At 72.3% G+C, this 19,060-nt stretch carries 2 protein-coding genes (1 of these 2 only partly in view); both read left to right on the forward strand.

Annotation, left to right across the window (positions count from 1 at the left end; all coding sequences use genetic code 11):
- Window positions 1-4,155 carry the final stretch of an SDR family NAD(P)-dependent oxidoreductase gene (locus N8I74_RS03780; RefSeq protein WP_263125590.1) on the forward strand. It extends 12,612 nt beyond the left edge of the window, so the window shows 4,155 of its 16,767 coding nt (coding positions 12,613-16,767); its start codon lies beyond the left edge, outside the window; its stop codon occupies window positions 4,153-4,155.
- Window positions 4,152-19,052, forward strand: coding sequence for an SDR family NAD(P)-dependent oxidoreductase (locus N8I74_RS03785; protein ID WP_263125591.1), 14,901 nt, complete (start codon window positions 4,152-4,154; stop codon window positions 19,050-19,052). The genes N8I74_RS03780 and N8I74_RS03785 overlap by 4 nt, the downstream gene beginning before the upstream one ends.
- Window positions 19,053-19,060 lie beyond the last annotated feature (8 nt).

Here is a 19,060-nt window from a genome sequence, read left to right on the forward strand (position 1 = left end):
GTGTTGGCGGCGTTCCTGCATGCGCAGCTGCCCGGCGCGGCCCCGGCGGCGCCCGCCGCGCCTGCTGCCGTGCCCGTGCCCGCCCCGCTGGTGGCGGCGCAGCCGGATGCGCGGCCGTCGCTGCCGGCGCTGCGGCAGGACCTGCGCGCGAGCCTGGCGCAGGCGCTGTACATGAAGCCGGCCGAGGTGGACGAGGCACGCCCGTTCACCGAGCTGGGGCTCGATTCCATCGTCGGCGTCGAGTGGGTCAAGGTGATCAACAGGCGCTGGGGCAGCAACCTGTCGGCGACGCGGGTGTACGACTATCCGAATGTGGCGGCGCTGGCGGCATTCCTGCATGCGCAGCTGCCCGGCGCGGCCCCGGCGGTCGCGCCCCTGGTTCCCGACATCGCGCCCGCGGCCCCGGCCGCCGTGGTTGCGGTGCCGGTGGTGGCCCACGCCGCCGTGCCGCCGCTGCGCAGCGTACGCCGGCCTGCGGCGGGCGGTCTGCATTTCGAGCCCAAGTTCGGCAAGCGCTTCAAGGACCTGTACTTTCATTGCGCCGACGGCGAGGGCGATTTCGAGACCGACGGCGAATTCAGCGTGCGTTGCGTCATCAACCCCGAAACCAATGTCTGCCTCAGGGAACATGTGGTGTTCGGCCGGCACCTGCTGCCGACCGATGCCTACGTGGAGCTGGTCTACGCCGCCTGCCGCACCTATTTCAGCGAGGTGCCGCTGCGCCTGGAGCAGATCGCCCTGGTCAGCCCGCTGCTGGGCGTGCCGGGCTGCGACACCGGGCTCAAGGTGACCTTCCGCCGCGCCGGCGAGGCGTTGCAGTTCACCGTGCATTCGGCACCGGCGGGCGCGGCGGATGACGAGACGCTGCATCTGCAGGGCCGCATCGTGCCGGCGCACGGCGTGCCGGCGGGCCGGCTGGGTGCGGATTTCACTGTCGAGCGCGAGCTGGATGGCGCGCAGATCCGCACCAATGCCGGCACCTGGTACGCACCGCTGCAGCAGTTGCAACTCGGCCGTTCGGCCGCGCTGGGCCGTATCCGCGTGGCCGGGCACGACTGGTCGTTCCTGGCCAACCCGTTTGCGCTGTACGGCGGGCTGTGCACCGTCATCAACCATTGTGCCTACCTCGCCGAGCAGCAGTTCGGTCCCAGCGACGACGAATTCCTGCCGCACCGGATCGGCGCCATCGCCTTCGCCGGCCCGCTCGATCAGGCCGGGTACGACTGCCATGCCAGGCTGCGCGCGCTGGCGCACGATGCCGCGTCGTTCGATTTCGAGCTGGTCGATGCCAGCGGGCGGGCGGTGCTGACGGTCGAGGACATCGGCCTGCGCCGGGTCGCACGCAGCACGCTCGAACGCCAGGCCGTGATGCAGCCGCCGCGGCCGTCGGTCATGCCGCGGGGCACGGCTGAGGTCGCCGTCATCGGCATGGCCTGCCGCTACCCGATGAGCGAGACCGTCGAGGCGTTCTGGGACAACCTCAAGGCCGGCCGCGATTGCGTGACCGAAGTGCCGGCCGGGCGCTGGGACGGCCACGCCGACTGGTACCACCCGGACCCGCGGCATCCGCATACCTCGTACTCGCGCTGGGGCGGCTTCCTGGAGGGCATCGATGCCTTCGACGCGCTGTTCTTCGGCATCGCGCCCGCCGAGGCGGAGCTGATCGATCCGCAGCAGCGCCTGTTCCTGGAGGAGTGCTGGAAGGCGATCGAGCGTGCCGGCTACGCACCGGGCGCGTTGTCCGACGCAGCCTGCGGCGTATACGTGGGCTGTGCCGGCGGCGACTATGCCCGGGTGCTGGCCGGTGACGGCCAGGACACGGCCGGGGCCGCCTTCATGGGCACATCCAGCGCCATCCTGGCGGCGCGCATCTCGTATCACCTCAACCTGAAGGGCCCGGCGCTGGCGATCGACACCGCCTGCTCGTCGTCGCTGGTGGCGGTGCACCTGGCGTGCGAAAGCATCCGCCGCGGCGAGAACCGGCTGGCGCTGGCCGGCGGCGTCAACCTGCTGACCACGCCGATCGGCCACATCCTCACCTCGCAGGTGGGCATGCCCTCGCGCGACGGGCGCTGCGCCGCGTTCGACGCCTCGGCCGACGGCATCGTGTTCTCCGAGGGTTGCGGCGTGCTGCTGCTCAAGGCGCTGGCGGATGCCGAGCGCGACGGTGACGACATCCTGGGCGTGATCCGCGGTTCGGGCATCAACCAGGACGGCAAGACCAACGGCATCACCGCGCCGAGCGCCCTGGCGCAGGAAGCGCTGCTGCGGCAGGTGTATGGCCGCTTCGGCATTGACGCCGCGCGCATCGGCTATGTCGAGGCGCACGGCACCGCCACACCGCTGGGCGACCCGATCGAGGTCAGCGCGCTGACCGCGGCGTTCGGCTCCGGCGGGCAGGCGCGCTGCGCGCTCGGCTCGGTCAAGAGCAACATCGGCCATACCGGCTTTGCCGCCGGCGTGGCCGGCATGATCAAGGCGCTGCTGTGCCTGCGGCACCGCATGCTGGTGCCGTCGATCCACTATGCGCGGCCCAACCCGCATATCGCGTTCGGGCAGTCGCCGTTCCACGTCAACACGCAGTACCGCGCATGGGACAGTGCCACGCCGCGGCTGGCCGCCGTCAGCTCGTTCGGCTTTTCCGGCACCAATGCGCACGTGGTGATCGAGGAATACACGGCGCCGCCCGCCGCGCCGCAGACGGTAGGCGAGGTGCTGGTGCCGCTGTCGGCCAAGACCGCCGAGCAGCTGCGGCACAAGGCGCGCGACCTGCTGGCGGCGCTGCGGCGCGAGCCCGTGCCGGATCTGGCGCGGCTGGCCTACACGCTGCAGGTGGGGCGCGATCCGATGCCGCACCGGCTGGCGCTGATCTGCGACGGCATCGAGCCGCTGGCGCAGCAACTGGCCGGCTGGCTGGACGGCGACAGTGTGGACGGCGTGCTGCAAGGCCAGGCCGCGCGCGGCGACGACCTGCTGGCGGCGTTCGCCGACGACGAGCAGATGCGCGGCGTGATCGCACACTGGGTGGCCGGCCGCAACCTGCACAAGGTGGCGCAACTGTGGGTCAGGGGCTTCGAGCTGGATTGGCACGCCTTCCACCCGCAGCCGCGGCCGCGCCGGATGGCGCTGCCCGCCTATCCGTTCGCCCGCGAGCGCTGCTGGGTGGCCGCCACGCAGGCGGCGCGGCGCGGCGCGCCCGCAGCTGCCGCGGCGGTGCTGCACCCGCTGCTGCACCGCAATACCTCGGACCTGAGCCAGCAGCGCTACGACAGCACCTTCAGCGGCGACGAGTTCTTCCTGGCCGACCACCGCGTCGACGGCCGGCGCATGCTGCCGGCGGTGGCCTACCTGGAGATGGCGCGCGCCGCGTTGCTGGATGCACTGCCGCCCGAGCGCGCCACACACGGCATCGAGCTGCGCCATGTGGTCTGGGCGCAGCCCATCGTGGTCGACGCACCGCGCCGTGTGGCCATCGCCGTGTTCGCCGAGCAGGGGGATGCGCTGGGCTTCGAGGTCTACAGCCAGGACGGCGCCGACGAGGCGCTGCACTGCCAGGGCAGCGGCGTGTCGGCGATGCCGGGCACGCTGCCGCCGCTTGACCTGGCCGGGCTGCGCGCGCAGATGACGCGCGGCAGCCAGGACGGCGCGGCGCTCTACCCGGCGTTCGCCGGGCTGGGGCTGGACTACGGGCCGGCGCTGCGCGGCATCGTCGCGCTCCATCGCGGCGACGGTGCAGTGCTGCTGGAACTGGCACTGCCCGAGGCCGCGCGCGGCGATGGCTACGTGCTGCATCCCAGCCTGATGGACAGCGCGCTGCAAGGCGCCATCGCGCTGTTCGACGAGGGCCCGGCCCGCCAGCCATGGCTGCCGTTCGCGCTCGAATCGCTGCACATCGTCTCGGCCGCCAGCGGCGGGCACCTGTACGCCTGGGTGCGCCATGCCCGGGGCGGGGCGGGCGTACTGCCCCATCTCACCAAGGTCGACATCGATCTGTGCGACGCGCACGGCAATGTCTGCGTCGCAATGCGGGGCTTCTCGGCCCGGCCCGCGGCCGGAGCCGCCCCATTCGATGAAGCCCGTTACCAGTCGATCATCGCCGGCATTCTCAACCATGAGATCTCCGCCGACGAAGCCGTGGAACTCGAAAAGCTATGAAGCAAGCGTTGGCGAACATCTATCGCGAATTGTCGGCCGGCACGCTGACGCAGGAGCAGGCGCTCGAACGCATCAGGGGGCTCAAGGCGCCGCAGCGGCAGGCGCCGTGCGCCACGCTGCTGGCCACTCCGGCCTGGGTGCCCACGCCGTTGCCGGCCGCGGCCGGCACGGTGGACTACGCGCGGCACCAGGTGCTGCTGTGCGGCTTGCCGCGGATCGGCAAGGGCGCGCTCGACGCCGCGCTGCCCGGCTGCCGCAGCGCGGCGCTGCCTGCGCTGTCCGCCGAGGCGCCGGCCGAGGGCTACGCCGCGGTGGCGCTCGCCTGTTTCGAGACGCTGCGGCGCCTGCTCAAGGCCAAGACGCCGGGTCGCACGCTGCTGCAGCTGGTGGTGGCCGAACACGACGGCGCGCAGCTGCTGGCCGGCCTGGCCGGGCTCCTTGAGACGGCGGCGCTGGAAAACCCGGGCCTCACCGGGCAGATCGTGTTCGTCGCGCCCGGCATCGACACCGCCACACTGGCCGCGCTGCTTGCCGCCGAGCGCGACCGCAGCGGCGAGCGCGTGGTGCGCCACGATGGCGTCACCCGGCTGGCACGGCGCTGGCAACTGCCGGACGCCGCGGCGCCGGAGGGAGCCGGCAGCGTGTTCAAGGAACATGGTGTCTACCTGATCACCGGCGGCCTCGGCGGCCTTGGCCTCGCGATCGCCCGGCACCTGCTCGACACCACGGCCGGCGCCCGGGTGGTGCTGGCCGGCCGCGGCGAGGCACAAGGCGGACGGCTGGCCGCACTGACGGCGCTGCAGCAGTCGGGCCGGCTCGATTACCGGCGTGCCGACGTGACCGACGCCGATGCCGCCGTGCGGCTGGTCGACGGCATCGTGCAGCAGCACGGCACGCTGCACGGCATCGTGCACAGCGCCGGCCTCGTGCGCGACAGCTTCATCCTCAAGAAGAGCGCGGCGCAGTTTGCCGAGGTGCTCGCACCCAAGATGGCGGGCGCGGCGCAGCTGGACCTGGCCAGCCGCGCGCTGCCGCTCGACTTCTTCGTGTTGTTCTCGTCGATCGCGGCCTGGGCCGGCAACGTCGGTCAGGCCGACTACGCCGCGGCCAACGGCTTCCTGGACGAATTCGCCGGCTGGCGCGCCGCGCAGGTGGCGGCGGGGCAGCGCAGCGGCAGGACGCTCGCCCTGGCCTGGCCGCACTGGCTCGATGGTGGGATGAACATCGACGCGGCCAGCATGGCGCAGCTGCAGGAGCGCACCGGGCTGCGCTCGCTGGGCACCGCCGAGGGCCTGGCCGTATTGCGGCACGGCCTGCTGCGCAGCGAGAGCCGGCTGCTGGTGATGCATGGCGACGCGGCCCGCATGCGGCAGGTGCTGCAGGCCGTCCCGGTGTCGCAGCAGCCCGCCGCGGCGCCTGTCCCGGCCGTGGCGGCCCCGGCCGGCGATCTGGCCGGCCGCACGCGCGAGTTCCTGCGCCACGAATTCGCAGCGGTGCTGAAGATCCCGCTGGCCCGGATCGAGCCGGCGGCGCCGCTGGAGGACTACGGCATCGATTCCATCCTGGCGATGAGCCTGACCGGCCGGCTGGAGGCCAGTTTCGGCGCGCTGCCCAAGACCCTGTTCTTCGAATACCGGACGCTGGCGGAGCTGGCGGACTATTTCGTACGTGCCCACGCCGGCACGCTGGCGCAGCGGCTGGCGCTGCCGATGGCCGGCATGCCACAGCAGGCCGCTGCCGCGGTGCAGCCGGCGGCTGCGCCCGGGACCGCGCCGGCGCGGCTCGTCAGCCGCCGCCAACGCTATCTGGCCACCCCGACCGCCGCAGCCGTGCCGGCAGCGGCGCGTGCCGCGGACGAGGCCATTGCCATCATCGGGCTGAGCGGGCGCTACCCGGCGTCGCGCGACCTCGCCGCGTTCTGGGACAACCTCAGCCACGGTCGCGACTGCATCGCCGAGGTGCCGGCCAGCCGCTGGGATTGGCGCGACCACTACAGCACCGACAAGACGCAGGACGGCGCGCACTACAGCAAGTGGGGCGGCTTCATCGACGGCGTGGACGAGTTCGACGCGCGCTTTTTCAACATCGCCCCGCGCGAGGCACGCGGCATCGACCCGCAGGAGCGGCTGTTCCTGCAGCACGCATGGATGGCGATCGAGGACGCGGGCTACACCCGCGAGCGGCTGCAGATCCCGAACGACGCAGGGCTCGCCGGTCAGGTCGGTGTCTATGCCGGTGTGATGTACGGCGAGTACAACCTCTCCGGCACGCTCGCCAGCATCGCCAACCGGGTGTCGTACTTCCTCAACCTGCATGGCCCGAGCATGACGCTCGACACCATGTGCTCGTCCTCGCTCACCGCCATCCACCTGGCGTGCCAGGACCTCAGGCTCGGCCGCACCGAGCTTGCGCTCGCCGGTGGCGTCAACGTCACCATCCACCCGAACAAGTACACCATGCTCAGCGCCGGGCAGTTCATCTCCGGTGACGGCCATTGCCAGAGCTTCGGCGAAGGCGGCGACGGCTACATCCCCGGCGAGGGCGTCGGCGTGGTGGTGCTCAAGCGCCTGACCGACGCCGAGCGCGACGGCGACCCGATCCACGGCGTGATCCGCGGCAGCGCGCTCAACCACGGCGGCAAGACCAACGGCTACACCGTGCCCAACCCGCAGGCACAGGCCGAGGTGATCCGGCGCGCGCTGGCCACCGCCGGCATCGACGCCCGTGCGGTGAGCTACATCGAGGCACACGGCACCGGCACCCGGCTGGGCGATCCGATCGAGATCGCCGCGCTGGCGCGTGCCTTCAACGAAAGCACGGGGCCGGGCGAAGCCGGCGCGTGCCTGATCGGCTCGGCCAAATCCAACATCGGCCACTGCGAGGCGGCCGCCGGCGTCGCCGGGCTGACCAAGGTGCTGCTGCAGATGAAGCACCGGCAGATCGTGCCATCGCTGCATTCGGCGCGGCTCAATCCGCATATCGACTTCGCCAGCACGCCGTTCACCGTCAACCAGACGCTGCGGCCGTGGGCGCCGCCGCTGCTGGCCGGCCAGGCACTGCCGCGCATTGCCGGCATCTCGTCGTTCGGCGCGGGTGGCTCCAATGCGCACCTGATCGTCGAGGAATATCCCGCCGCCGACACCGCGCCGCTGGCGCTGCAACTGCCGGTGATCGTGCCACTGTCGGCGCGTACCGATGAACAGTTGCAGCACAAGGCACGCGAGCTGGCGGCATTCATCGAGGACAGCATCCAGCCGATCGACCTTGCCGCGCTGGCCCATACGCTGCAGCTGGGGCGCGAGGCCATGGACGAGCGCGTCGCGCTGATCGTCAGCTCCTGCGCCGAACTGGCCGCGCAGCTGCGTGCGTTGGCGGATGGCACCGCCGGGGCGCAGGTCTGGCGTGCCCAGGCCCGCCAGCATCGCGAGGCGCTCGCCGAATTGACTGCGGCACCGGATTTCGCCGCCACGCTGGCACAGTGGATCGAACGCCGCGCGTTGCCGGCGCTGGCGCAATGGTGGGTCAAGGGCCTGCAGTTCGATTGGCGCGGCCTGCTCGAAGGCGCCGCGCCGCGGCGGATCAGCCTGCCCACCTATCCATTCGCCCGTGAGCGCCACTGGACGACGCCGGTGGCCGCCGGCACGGCGCGGCCGGCGTTGTTGCATCCGCTGGTGCATGCCAATACCTCCAGTGTGCGCGAGCTGGGCTACACCTCGCGCTTCACCGGCGCGGAAGCCTTTGCCGACGGGGCCGGCGCCAAGCGGGCGATGCCGCCCTTGCTGCTGCTGGAAATGCTGCAGGCCGCCGCGGCGCTGGCGGCCCCCGGCCACACCGGTGGCTGGACACTGCGCCAGATGGCATGGGGCGAGCCGCTGCCGCTGGCCGGCGGCTGCGACGTGGGCATCGCGCTGCTGCCGCGCGGCGACGGCGCGATGGATATCGAGCTTTACCGCCTCGACGGCGAAGCTGTCCTCGCCCAGGGCGTTGCGGCGGCGGACGAGACCGGCGCGCCGGCCCGGCTCGATCCCGCGCGGCAGGGTGCCGCACTGGCGGTGCTGCCGGCCCCGCACCCGGCCATCCAGGCGCTGTCCGGAGACGATGGGCAACTGTGGGCACGGCTGGCGCTGCCGGCCGACGAACTCGCCGCGTACCGGCTGCCCCCGCTGCTGCTGCAGGCGCTGGCCGCGCTGCTGGCGCGGCTGGGCGCCGCGGCACCGCTCACGCTGGCACGGCTGTGGCTGGGCGCGGCCTGCCCGCCCGAGGTGCTGGCCTGGCTGCGCCTGACCGCGACCGGGGCGATCGACATCGATCTGTGCGACGCAGCAGGCGAGGTCTGGGCACGGCTGGAAGGCTTGCATTGCCTGCCCATCCCGGCCGCTGTGCAGCCTGCTGTGCCGCCCGCCATGCCGCCGGATACGCCGCCACCGGCCCGGCCGGTGCAACCGGCCGCACCAACCCGTGCCGCCGCACCACGGTGGATCGCCCTGCCGGCGCAACCGGCACCGCTGCCCGGCTTTGCGCCGTTGCGCGGCAAGCCTGAAGCGGTCCGGCTGCTGCCCAGCCGGCCGGTGCCGGCGGGGCCGGCGCAGGCCAAGGCGACGGTGGCGCTGGCTGCGCTCGATGGGTCGCAAACCGGTGCAACGGCAGCCACGCTGCGGCTGCTGGCGCAGGACGACGGCGTCTGGACCCTCGAATGGCAGTCCGCCCTCGACGCGGCGATCACGCCGCTGCGGCAGGCGCTCGCACAGCTGCACGACCAGGCCGGGCTCAAGGTGCTGTTGCTGGCCGGCCGGCATGAGGACGCATGGCGCGGCGATCGGGCGGCCTGCAACGCGCTGGTGGCGGCAGCGCTGTGCGATGCCGTGGCCGGTCTCCCGGCCCCGGTCATCGCCGTGCTCGACGGCGATGCGACCGGCGCCGGCCTGCTGCTGGCGGCCGCCTGCGATTTCCTGGTGTGCCGCGACGATGGCGAATACGGCTTTACCGACCCCGCCGCCGGCCTCTTCCCGACTGCGGGCGAGGCGGATTTCTTCCGCGCGCGGCTGGGCGACGCCGTCGCCGACGACTGGCTGTACCGGCGCACCCGCTGCCCGGGCGCGCAACTGCAGGCGCGCGGCTGGCCCTGCCGTGTCGCCCCGGTGGCGACCGACGCAGCCGCGCAGCTTGCTGCCGCGCTGGCGGACAAGCCACAGGCGGCGCTGGGCCTGCTCAAGGCACACCTGGGCCGCCAGCTGGCGCCGTTGCTCGCCGCGCTGACGCTCACCGACGCGGTGGGGGAGGCACCGCGCACGGCCGCGCAGGACAGCGTGCGGCTGATCCGCCCGCAGGCCGGCACGCTGCTCGGCTGGATCGCCGAACTCGGCGCCGCGCTGGCGCAGGCGGCGGCCGATCCCGAGTGCAAGGCAGTGGTGGTCGCCGGCACATCCGCCGGCTTCCTGCCGCAGCCGGATGACGAGGATGGGGCGCCTGCGCGCTTCGCCGAACTGGCCGCGCTGGTGCGCGGCTGCCCGCTGCCTGTGGCGGCGGCGTTCGAAGCGGATGCCGAGGGCCTGGCGTGGCTGTTCGGCCTGTGCTGCGATACGGCGGTGTACCGGCTGGACGCCGGGTATGACGCCGCGCCGCTGTGGGCCGCGCCCGCACTGCTGCGCGAAGCCGCCGCCCTCGGTGCCTGGCGCCTGGGCACGGCGCTGGCGCGCCAGATCAGTCTCGCCGCTGGCCGCCACAGCGGTGCCGAACTGGCCGCGCGCTCGGGTGCGGTGGTGGCGGCGGCCGATCCGTTGGCCGAGGTGTTGCGGCTGGCGGCGTTCTGGGATGCCTGGCCGCGTGCTGCCGCACTGGCATGGAAGGCGACGCAGGTGGCGCAATGGGCCGCGCGGCTGGCGGCGCTGCCCGAGTGGCCGGCGGTCGATGAGGCGGACGCGCCTGCTGCCGCCCCGGCGGCCATCGCGCTGCGCTCGGCCGTGGTCAGCGCCACGCTGCAGCTGGACGGCGTGGTGCTGGTCGCGATGCAGGACCGTGAAGCCAGGAACATGTTCTCGCCGGCGCTGGTCGAGGGGCTGAACGAGGCATTCGCGCAGATCGCGGCGCACCCGGGTTGCAAGGTGGTGGTGCTGACCGGCTACGACGGTTATTTCGCCACCGGCGGCACACTGCAGACGCTGCTGGCGATCCAGCAGGGCCAGGCGCGCTTCACCGACGAAGCGGTGTTCCAGCTGCCGCTGGCGTGCCCGCTGCCGGTGATCGCAGCGATCCAGGGTCATGCCATCGGTGGCGGCTGGGCGTTCGGCATGTTCGCGGACCTTGCGCTGCTGGGCGAGGAGAGCCGCTATCTCAGCCCGTACATGGGCTACGGCTTCACGCCGGGGGCCGGTGCCACGCTGGTATTCCCGGAGCGGATCGGCCAGGACCTCGCACGCGAGACGCTGTTGACCGCGGCCGAGTCCACCGGCCGGGCGCTGGCCGGGCGCGGCGTGCCGCTGCCGGTGCTGCCGCGCCGCGAGGTGCTGCCGGCGGCGCTGGCGCTGGCGGCGCGCATGGCGCGTCAGCCGCGTGCGCGCCTGCTGGCACTCAAGGCGCTGTGGGCGCATCCGCTGCGCCAGTCGCGCGAGGACGCGTTCCGCCGTGAAGTGGCGATGCACGAGGCCACCTTCGTCGGCAACGCCGCCACGCTGCAGACCATTGCCGCACGCCTGGCCGCCGATCCGGCCATGCCGCAACCGCAACCGCAACCGCAACCGCAACCGCAACCGCAACCGCAACCGGCCACGTCCGGCGCCCTACGCCCGGACGGACTGGTGGCCGAGCTGAAGGCGATGCTGGCGCAGGAGCTGTTCCTGGCGCCAGCGGAGATCGACGAGGACACGCCGTTCATCGAGCTGGGGCTGGATTCGATCACCGGCGTCACCTGGGTACGCAAGATCAACGCCCGTTACGGCATCGAAATCGAGGCCACCAAGGTCTACAGCCATCCCACGCTGCAGGCACTGGCCGGGCTGGTGCTCGCGCAGGCGGCTCCCGGCCACGCGGCCGGTGTGCCTGCCGCAGGCGCGCCGACCGCCGCTGCGGCCGAGCCGGCACCGGCCTCCGCCGCACCCGCTGTTGCGGACCTGGACGGCTTGCTCGCCGAACTCAAGCACATGCTCGCCGGCGAACTGCTGCTGCCGGCCGCTGAGATCGACGACGGCAAGGAATTCATCGAACTGGGGCTGGATTCGATCACCGGGGTCACCTGGGTGCGCAAGATCAATGCGCGCTACGGCATCGAGATCGAGGCCACCAAGGTCTACAGCCATCCCACGCTGCAGGCGTTCGCCCGGCTGGTGGCGCAGCACGCCGGCACCGGCACGGCGATGGCGCCGGCCACGCCGCCGGTTGCGGCACCGCCCACCCCGGCGCTGCCGGTCGCATGGCCGGCGGCATGGCCGACGCTGGCTTCGCTGCGCCGTCGCCCGGCACAGCCGGCCGCGCCCGGTGTTGGTCGGCCCGCGCCCGTCGCCGTGATCGGCATGGCGGGGCGCTTTGCGCAGGCGGACGACCTGGAGCGGTTCTGGGCCCACCTGGCCGAGGGCCGCAACTGCATCGACGAGGTGCCGGCCGCGCGCTGGCGCCTGGCCGACCATTTCCAGGCCGGCGAGGCCGCACCCGGCAAGACCAACAGCAAGTGGCTGGGCGCACTCGATGGCCATGATCTGTTCGACCCGCTGTTCTTCAGCATCTCGCCGACCGAGGCCGAGTGCATGGACCCGCAGCAGCGCCTCTTCCTGGAGGCGTGCTGGCATGCAATCGAAGACGCAGGCTATGCCGCGCAGGCGTTGTCGGGCAGCCAGTGCGGCGTGTTCGTCGGCTGCGCGCCGAGCGACTACCTGGACGCGGTGCCCGAGCGGCTGAGCGCACAGGGCTTCACCGGCACCGCCACCGCCATCCTGGCGGCGCGCATCGCCTACTTCCTGAATCTGCAGGGGCCGTGCCTGTCGATCGACACCGCCTGCTCGTCGTCGCTGGTCGCGCTGGCGGATGCCTGCGACAGCCTCAACGCCGGCAACAGCGATCTGGCGCTGGCCGGTGGGGTGTACGTGATGGGCGGGCCCGGCATGCACATCATGACCGCGCAGGCCGGCATGCTTTCGGCCGACGGGCGCTGCTTCACCTTCGATCAACGCGCCAACGGCTTCGTGCCGGGCGAAGGCGTGGGCGTGCTGGTGCTCAAGCGCCTGGCGGACGCCGAGCGCGACCAGGACCGCATCCTGGCGGTGATCGAAGGCTGGGGCGTCAACCAGGACGGCAAGAGCAACGGCATCACTGCACCGAACGAGGACGCGCAGACCCGGCTGTTGCAGTCGGTGTACCGGCGCTTCGGCATCGACCCGGCCGGCATCGGCCTGATCGAGGCGCACGGCACCGGCACCAAACTGGGCGACCCGATCGAGGTGGCCGGGCTCAAGGCGGCGTTCAAGCCCTTCACCGACGCGGCGGGCTACTGTGCGCTCGGCTCGGTCAAGAGCAACATCGGCCATTGCCTGACCGCGGCCGGCGCCGCCGGCTTCATCAAGCTGGTGCTGGCGCTGCAGCACCGCGCACTGCCGCCGACCATCAACTACCGGCAGTGCAACGAACACATCGCCCTCGCCGGCAGCCCGTTCTACATCAACGACACGCTGCGCCCCTGGCCGGCGGGCCCGACCGGGGTGCGCCGCGCCGCGGTCAGCTCGTTCGGCTTCTCCGGCACCAATGCCCACCTGGTGCTCGCCGAATACGGCGCGGCCGGCCCGGCGGCGCCGGTGGAGCCCGTCACCGAGGACGGCCGCATCATCGTGCCGCTGTCGGCGCGCACCGGGCCGCAGCTGCGGCAGAAGGCCGAGGACCTGCTGGCCTTCCTGCGCGCCGCCGCCACGCCGCCGGACCTGCTGCAGCTGGCGTATACGCTGCAGGTGGGGCGCGACGCCATGGGCGAGCGGCTGGCGCTGCTGGTCGGCTCGATCGCGGCGCTGCAGGAGGCACTGCAGGCGTACCTGGCCGGACACGACGGCGATCCGCTCTACCGCGGCGAGGTGAAGCGCCACCGCGAAGGGATGAAGCTGCTCAGCCAGGACGATGAGGTGCGCAGCGCGCTGGTCGAAAAATGGCTGGGCCAGCGCCGGCTGGCGCGTCTGGCGCAGATGTGGGCGCAGGGCCTGGAGCTGGACTGGCGCCTCTTCTACGGCGCGGCCACGCCGCGGCGCATCGCGCTGCCGCTGTATCCGTTCGCCCGCGAGCGCTATCGCATCGGCGCGGCGCCGGCGCGCAAGCCGGTGCTCGATGCACTGCATCCGCTGCTGCACCGCAATGCCTCGCTGCTGAGCCAGCAGCGTTACCGTTCGCACTTCACCGGCACCGAATGGTTCTGCGCGCAGACAGCCGCAGGCGCGGCGCTGCCGCCCGGGGCGCTGCTCGAACTGGCGCGGGCCGCGATCGTCGAGGCCACGCGCGATCTGGATGGCGACGCGCCGGTCGCGCTGGGGCCGTTGCAATGGCCGGCGCCGCTGCTGCTTGCCGCGCCGGCCGACGTGGTGGTCGATCTGGCCGCCGGCGATGCCGGGCGCATCGAGGTCGGGATCTACACGCAAGGCGAGGACGGCCGTACGGTGTACCTGGGCGGTGCCGCGCGGCGCATCGGCCGCGGCGAGCCCGCGCGCGTCGACCTGGCGGCGCTGCGGCACGGCCTCACCGCGGTGCCGGACCCGGCTGCCGCGTTGCATGGGGCTGCGCCGGCGGGGTTGCTGGCGCTGCATCGTGGCGACGGCCAGTTGCTGGCCGGGCTGCGCGGACCGCAGACGCCGCAGGACGACTGCGTGCTGCACCCGGTGCTGCTCGATGCCGCGCTGCAGCTGGGCGCTGCGCTCGGGGTGGACGGGCAGCCTGCGTCGCTGGATGCACTGACCGTGTTCGGCCCGTGCACCGGCGAGCTGCATGCCTGGGTGCGCACCGCCGGCGACGGCAGGCTGGACATCGACCTCGTCGACGCGCACGGCGTCGCCTGCGCCATGCTGCGCGGGCTGGCGCTGGTGCCGCAGCCCGCTGCGGCGCAGCTGGTGCTGCTGGCGCCGCGCTGGGAGGCCCTGGCCGCTGCCGGCGCGCCGGCCTGCACCGTGGCCGGCGAGCGCGTGCGGGTGATCGGCGCGGATGCGCTGCAGCGCGCGGCGCTGGTGCGGCAGTGCGCCGGTGCCACGCTCTCGTTCGTCGATCTGGCCGCCGATGCCGACGTGGCCGCGATCGGCGCGGCGCTCGGTGACCCCGGCTTCGAGCGGTTGATCTGGATCGCCGCCGCGCATGCTGCGCCGACACTGACCGAGGAATCGCTGATCGACGATCAGCAGCGCGGCGCGATGCAGGTGTTGCGTATCGCCCGTGCGCTGACCGAACTGGGATACGAGTCGCGTGCGCTGGAGTGGGATCTGATCACCTTCGCCAGCGTGGCCGTCGTCCCCGGCGAGGCCGCCAACCCGGCCCATGCCGCATTGCACGGGCTGTGCGGCAGCATGGCCGAGGTGTATCCGCGCTGGAAGCTCCGGCTTTTGGACCTGGAGGCACTCGATGATGCCACGCTGGCCGCGCTGCCGGCGCTGCCCACCCGCGGCGAAGCGGGCTACGCGCGCCGCGGCGGCGAATGGTTCTGCCAGCGGCTGTTGCGGGTGCAGGCCTTGCCCGAGGCGCCGCCGCCGTACCGCACGCGCGGCGTCTATGTGGTGATCGGCGGCAGTGGCGGCATCGGCGAGGTCTGGACCCGCCATCTGATCGAGCATTACGACGCCAGCGTGATCTGGATCGGCCGGCGCGCGCCGGATGCGCGGCTACGCGATCAGCTGGCGCGGCTTGCGGCGCTCGGCCGCGCGCCCGAATACATCCAGGCCGACGCCAGTCGTCCCGGCGAGTTGGCCGCGGCCCATACGCAGATCAGGCAGCGCCATCCGGCGATCCATGGCGTGGTGCATTCGGCCGTGGGCGCGTTCGACCAAAGCTTCAGGACGGTGTCCGAGGCCGACTTCCGCGCCATCCTGGCGGTCAAGATCGACCTGAGCGTGCGCATCGCCCAGGTGTTTGCCGGCGAAGCGCTCGATTTCGCGCTGTTCTTCTCGTCCAACGCCGCCTTCGTGCGCGGCGGGGGCATGAGCGGCTACTCGGCCGGCTGCGCGTTCAAGGACGCGTTCGCGCTGCAGCTGGGCCGGCATTGGCGTTGCCCGGTGAAGGTGGTCAACTGGGGCTACTGGTCGGTCGGTGCCGGTGCGGCGATGACCGAGGCGATGAAGGGGTATTTCCACGGCTCGGGCTACCGCCCGCTCGATGCCGCCGAGGCGATGCGCGCGCTGGATGGGTTGATGGCCAGCCGCTTCGATCAGCTCTCGATCGGCAGCATGCTGCCCGACACCGCGCTGGCGCGGCACAGCGACGAGTGGCTGGCCGAGCAGGACGGCCCCGTCGCGCCCTGCCTGCCCGCGCCGTTGCCGCCGGCCCAGGGCCCGGCCGCCAAGGCGGGCGGGCAGCTGGAGCCGGCGCTGTTGCGGCTGCTGCATGGTCTGCTCGCCGCCACCGACGGCGTGCAGCCGGGCTATGCGCGCTGGCTGGCCGAGAGCCGCAAGCTGACCGCGGCGCTGCCGGGCACAGCGCTGCCACCGCTGGCGCAGTTGTGGCGCGAGTGGGACGAGGCGCTGCAGGACGGGCTGGCGGACAGCGGCAGGCGCGCGCTGTGCGAGCTGGTCGACACCTGCATGCGCGCGCTGCCGGACATCCTCGCGGGCCGGCGCAAGGCCACCGACGTGATCTTCCCGGCCTCATCGCTGGCGCTGGTCGAGCGCGTGTACAAGACCGATGCCGTCTCGCTTGCCTACAACGCGCGCCTGGGCGAATTGATGGCGGCGGCGGTACGTGCGCGGCTCGCCGCCGAACCGGCGGCGCGGCTCAGGCTGCTGGAGATCGGCGCCGGCACCGGCGCCACCAGCCAGGGCATCTTCGACGCGCTGGCACCATGGCAGGCGCATATCGCCGAGTATTGCTACACCGATCTGTCCAAGGCATTCCTGTTCCACGCCGAGCAGCACTACCGGCCGTGCGCGCCCTATCTGCACACCCGGTTGCTGGATATCGAGGCGCCGCTTGCCGCGCAGGGCATCGAGCCCGGCGGCTACGACATCGTGATCGCCGCCAATGCCATGCACGCCACGCGCAACATCCGCAACGCGGTGCGCAACGCCAAGGCACTGCTGCGCCGCAATGGCATGCTGCTGCTCAACGAGATCAGCGCGCATTCGCTGTGCGGCCATGTCACCTTCGGCCTGCTGGACGGCTGGTGGCTGAACGAGGACGAAGGCATCCGTATCCCCGGCTCGCCCGGCTTGTACCCCGAGGCGTGGCGGCAGGTGCTGCAAGGCGAGGGCTTCCACGCGCTGCAGTTCCCGTGCGAGGCGATGCATGACGCCGGGCAGCAGTTGATCGTGGCGTTCAGCGACGGCCTGGCGCGCCAGCGCCGGCCCGCCCCGGCCAGGGCGCCCGCCAGCGCGGCACCCGTCGCGCCGGCGACTGCGGCGGCGGCGCTGTCCGGTACGGGCGGCGAGGCACAGCTCGTCGCGCGCACGGTGGCGTTCTGCAAGGCGCTGATCGGCAAGGCGCTCAAGATCGGCAGCGATGAGATCGACGCCGACGAGCCGCTGGAGCGCTACGGCATCGATTCCATCATCGTCGGCCTTGTCAACCAGGAGCTGAAGAAGCACTTCGACGACATCGGCAGCACGCTGCTCTATCAGTTCCAGACCGTGGCCGCGCTGTCGGCCCACCTGGTCCAGACGCAGCATGCCCGGCTGGTGCAGCTGTTCGGGGCGCCGGCACCCTTGCCCTCGGCCGCCGCGCCGCAGCGGCCGGCCGAGGGTGCGACGCTGCCGCTGCGCACGCGCATGGCCACCGTGTCCACCATGCCGGCTGCGCGGCCTGCGCACGGCGCCATTGCCGTCATCGGCATCAGCGGCATGTATCCCGGGGCGCCGGACCTGGCGCAGTTCTGGGACAACCTTTGCTCGGGCCGCAACGCGATCACGCCGATTCCCGGCCGGCGCTGGGCGCTGGAGGGGTTCTATGAGCCGGACGAGCAGGCGGCGGTGGAGCAGGGCAGGAGCTACTGCAAGTGGGGTGGCTTTCTCGACCAGTTCGCCGAGTTCGACACGCTGTTCTTTGGCATCCCACCGAAGGAGGCGCTCAACATGGACCCGCAGGAGCGCCTGTTCCTGCAGGCTGCCTGGCACGCGCTCGAAAACGCCGGCTACACCCGTGATGCGCTGCGGCGCCGTTTCGGGCGCCGGGTGGGCGTGTTCGCCGGCATCACCCGCGCCGGCTACAACCTGTACCGTGGCCACGCCGGCGCCGATGCCAAGTTCTGGCCGCGCACCTCGTTCGGCTCGGTGGCCAACCGGCTGTCGTACTTCCTCGACATCAACGGCCCGAGCCTGCCGGTCGACACCATGTGCTCGTCGTCGCTGACCGCGGTGCACGAGGCGTGCGAGCACCTGCGCCACGGCGACTGCGACCTTGCGTTCGCCGGCGGTGTCAACCTGTACCTGCATCCCACCAGCTTCATCGACATGGCGTCGCAGCACATGCTGTCCCGGGACGGCGCATGCAAGAGCTTCGGCGAGGGCAGCAATGGCTTCGTGCCCGGCGAAGGCGTGGGCGTGGTGCTGCTCAAGCCGCTCGAACGTGCGCTGGCCGACCAGGACCTGATCCACGGCGTGATCCTGGCGACCCAGGTGAACCATGGCGGCAAGACCAGCGGCTTCACCGTGCCCAACCCGGCGGCCCAGGCCGAGCTGGTGCGTGCCGCGATCGACAAGGCCGGCATCAGCGCGCGCGACATCAGCTACATCGAGGCGCACGGCACCGGCACCGAGCTGGGCGACCCGATCGAGATCTCCGGGCTGCAGCAGGCGTTCGCCCAGGACAGCGCGGACACCGGCTACTGCCGCATCGGCTCGGCCAAGTCCAACATCGGCCATTGCGAGGCGGCGGCCGGCATCGCCGGGTTGACCAAGGTGCTGCTGCAGATGAAGCACCGGCAGATCGCGCCGTCGCTGCATGCCGGACGGCTCAACCCGCACATCCGCTTCGAGCGCACCCCGTTCGAAGTCAACCGCACGCTGACCGACTGGACCCCGCGCCGCGCCGACGGCTCGCCGCTGGCGCGCATCGCCGGGGTATCGTCGTTCGGCGCCGGCGGTGCCAATGCGCACGTGCTGCTGCAGGAATACCTGCCCGAGCCCGCGCCCACCATGGTCGCGCCGGGGCCGGTGATCGTGCCGCTGTCGGCAAGGAGTGCCGAGCAGCTGCAGCAGCGGGCCAGCGACCTGCTCGACGCCTTGCGCCAGCCGGAGGCGGGCGTCGACCTTGGCGCCGTTGCCTACACGCTGCAGGTCGGCCGCGAGGCGATGGAGGAGCGGGTGGGCTTCGTGGTCGATTCGCTCGACGCGCTCGCACAGCGGCTCGATGCCTTCGTCTACGGCGAGGCGGCCATCGACGGCGCCTGCCGTGGCCAGGTGCGGCGCGCCGGCGAACGCGCGGCGCTGCCGCCTGGGGAGATCGAGGCAACGATCGCACGGGGCGACCTGCCTGCGCTGCTGGCGCTGTGGGCAGCCGGCGCCGAAGTCGACTGGGCGCAACTGTGGGGCGCCTGCCCGCCGCGGCGCATTGCGCTGCCCACCTATCCGTTCGCCCGCGATGAGTACTGGCTGGATCACGAGGCGGTGCGTGCGCCGGCCGATGCCGTGCCCACCGGTCCTGTCGCCACCGCCGGCATGTCGCAGATCGAGGACATCCTCGCCCGCATCGACGAGGCGGCGCTCGACGCCGACCAGGGCGTGCAACTGTTGAAAAAGCTGGTCTGACCGCTCCG

It is taken from the genome of Chitiniphilus purpureus (assembly GCF_025642115.1).
GTDB classification, from domain to species: Bacteria; Pseudomonadota; Gammaproteobacteria; order Burkholderiales; family Chitinibacteraceae; genus Chitiniphilus; species Chitiniphilus purpureus.

Excerpts from the sequence above, each read along its gene's own strand:
- N8I74_RS03785 (WP_263125591.1), top strand. The coding sequence starts at position 4,152 with ATGAAGCAAGCGTTGGCGAACATCTATCGCGAATTGTCGGCCGGCACG.